Here is a 2,674-nt window from a genome sequence, read left to right as displayed (position 1 = left end):
TCGGCCAGGCGGAGCGTCGACTCCGGCGGCACGTTCGTGTCCATCTCGCTGACCAACAGCATCAGCTTGCCGCGGAGCCGGTGTGCGTTGTCGATGTTCGAGGACTCGGAGTACCAGGGTCCCACGGGGTACCCCATCCACTGCTCGTTCCATGAGGCCTTGTCCATACGGTTGTCGTGGCAGCCGCATGCCGAGACGGCCAGGGCTTACGCACCACTTTTCCCTGGGTTTTCTGGGGATTTCATGGAAAATACAATATATTCATATGATTTTACGTAAATAGCAATACGCTGTATTGGTCACAACACTATCGGAAAGTCGCAAGACTGTACGGCAAAAGTCTGGGTTTGATCGGGATACGAAACTTCCCATGTAACCCAGTTTCGCTATTGTGATGCGTAAGCCCTGCCGAGACGGCCGCCTTCTTGTAGAGCTCGGGGTGAAAGAGCACGCCGCCCGTGGCGCTCTGGCCGCCGGCCGAGACTCCGTAGATGCCCAGGCGGGCTAGGTCATAATAGGAGTACTTCGCCGCGGCGGCCTTGTGCCAGAGGATGCGGTCGGGGAACCCAGCGTCCTTGAGGTCGTGCCAGCAGACGTCGTGGAAGGCCTTCGACCGGTTCGCCGTCCCCATGCCGTCGATCTGAACGACGATGAAGCCCAGGTCCGCGAGCATCGCGTACCGGTTGAAGGGGCTGAATGTCTTGGGGACGTACGAGTTTTGCGGACCGGCGTAGATCGACTCGATGACGGGGTACCGCTGTGACGGGTCGAGGTTCTTGGGGCGGGCACTCACGCCCCAGATGTCGGTCTTGCCGTCGCGGCCCTGGCCACGAACACCTCGAGTGGTTCCCAGCCGCTGGCCTTGAGCGCCGAAATCTCGGTCTCCTCGAGCTTGCACGCGTGCCTTCCGTCGGAGGTCCGGCGCAGCTCGCGGACCGGAGTCATGTCAACGCGGCTGTACGTGTCGATGAGATAGGCCCGGTCCGGTGAGAACTGCACCGAGTGGTTACCGTTGCCCGCGGTCAAGGCGACGAGGCCGGTGCCGTCGAAGTTGACACGGTAAGAGTGGAGGAAGTACGGGTCCTGACCGGGGTCTTTTCCTCCCGCCCGGAACCAGACCTGGCGTTTCTCCTCGTCGATCAGGTCGATGCCCGGGACGACGTATTCTCCCCTGGTGATCGGGTTCTTGACCTCGCCCTTCTTCGCGTCGATGAGGTAAAGGTGACGCCAGCCGTCGTGCTCCGAGGCGTAGATGATCTCGTCGGTCTCGTCGAGGTAGTTGACCGGCTTCAGGTCGATGTTCTCGGCGTGCGCGGTCCAGATGAACGTTGCGGTCTTCTCGTCGACCAGGTTCCGGGCCAGGCCGGTGTGCGCATCGACCTCGACCACGCGGAATCGCTGGTGGCCACGGTCGACCTTCTCGTAGGTGAAATGGCGGCCATCCTTGTTCCATCGAATACGCGGGTCGTCATAGTCGAGGCGATCGACGCCGGGCCTGGACTGCTGCTTGGCGGCGACGTCGAACAGGTTCAGCTCGTAGGCCGTGAACTTGTCCCCCGGCAAGGGGTAAGGCCGCGCCCGAAATTTGGCCCGGCCGCCGCCGGGGGGCGACGACTGGATCAGGTAAACCTCCTTGCGATCGCCCGGCTCGATGCGAAAAGCGGCGAGCGTCTTCGAGTCTGGCGACCAGGAGAGCCGGCCTTAGGTAAATCCCTCCTTGCCGTCGGTGCTCAGGCGAACCGGTTCCGACCCTCCTTCGGGCCGAACGTGAACGTCGTGATCCTTGACGAAGGCGGTCTACTTTCTGTCGGGCGAGCGGCGGCTCTCGCTGGGCCCCTGGTCCTCGCCGTCGGGGCCGCCCTGGAAGAACCGCGACCGCGCCCTGGGGCTTGCGGAGACGTCGGCGGGAGCGTCACCGGCCGGGGCCTTCGAGCACTCGTAGGTGATGAGGTCGCACTTCCAGACGGTGTCGCCCACCTTGAAACGCACGGATTTCTCGTGGTCGTCTAGTGCGATCAAGTCGAACGAGAGCTTGTCGGCCGAGACATCCCGTGTGGCGGCATTCGCAACCGCGGCGGCGAGCCGCTTGTGGTCGAATGCGGCTTCGCGGGTCCCTTTCACGGCGTCGACGACGATGAACTTACGGGCTCCAGCGGCGAGGTCGTTGCGGTACCAGAAGCGCCTGTTGTCGTCGAACCAGTGGGATAGGATCTGGTCCTTGAGGACGAGCCCCGGCGCCCGTATTGCCCCGCGTCGGCCCTGCTGCCGGGGCGAGGACCACGGGTCGCTCAGAGAAGGCTCGAGGCCCGCACTCGCGGCGCTGGCCGGCGGGTCGTCGGGCCCGGCGGCACGGGCGGTTGCGTCTGCAAATGAAGGGATAAGGAGTAGAATGAATGTCAGGGAGGCAAAACGGGTTCGTGCCATCACCGGGCTCCGGATGATCGTCACGGGATATCAGTCCTCCAAAGGAGCGTACCGCCTGCAGGTTGCCGGACCGCCTGCCCGAACAGGCCGAGCAATACAGGGATCATCGTAAGAGTGTGGCGGCGGCCGATCAATGTCATGACGAGTGGGGTCGACCCGGCGTTGCTCGACAGCTCCTCCCTTTCCTTCCCAAGCCGAGTTCCGGGGGCTGACGGGCGGGATCGTTCAGGCGACATTTTGTCCGGCGGAT

The 2,674-nt window shown here is 63.4% G+C and carries 3 protein-coding genes and 1 pseudogene; all 4 read right to left on the bottom strand.

The annotated features are described in order from the left end of the window. Positions 1-203, bottom strand: a 203-nt coding sequence (locus ACLQI9_RS23970) for a prolyl oligopeptidase family serine peptidase (protein WP_442392300.1), incomplete at its 3' end; no start/stop codon positions are given. Positions 204-307: 104 nt separating this feature from the next. Beyond that, positions 308-793, bottom strand: a complete 486-nt coding sequence (locus ACLQI9_RS23965) for a prolyl oligopeptidase family serine peptidase (RefSeq protein WP_442392299.1) — start codon at positions 791-793, stop codon at positions 308-310. Next, positions 790-1,680 (bottom strand): annotated as a pseudogene (locus tag ACLQI9_RS23960) (DPP IV N-terminal domain-containing protein); the annotation flags it as partial. The gene ACLQI9_RS23965 and the pseudogene ACLQI9_RS23960, both read right to left, overlap by 4 nt. Before the next feature lie 117 nt (positions 1,681-1,797). Continuing rightward, the gene (locus tag ACLQI9_RS23955) at positions 1,798-2,448 is read right to left on the bottom strand and encodes a hypothetical protein (protein ID WP_442392298.1); all 651 of its coding nucleotides are present in this window, start codon (positions 2,446-2,448) and stop codon (positions 1,798-1,800) included. Positions 2,449-2,674: the final 226 nt, after the last annotated feature.

It is taken from the genome of Mycobacterium sp., assembly GCF_052143115.1.
Taxonomy (GTDB): domain Bacteria; phylum Actinomycetota; class Actinomycetes; order Mycobacteriales; family Mycobacteriaceae; genus Mycobacterium.
Note: the sequence above shows the minus strand (reverse complement) of the source record. Positions and strands in the feature narration are given on the sequence as shown.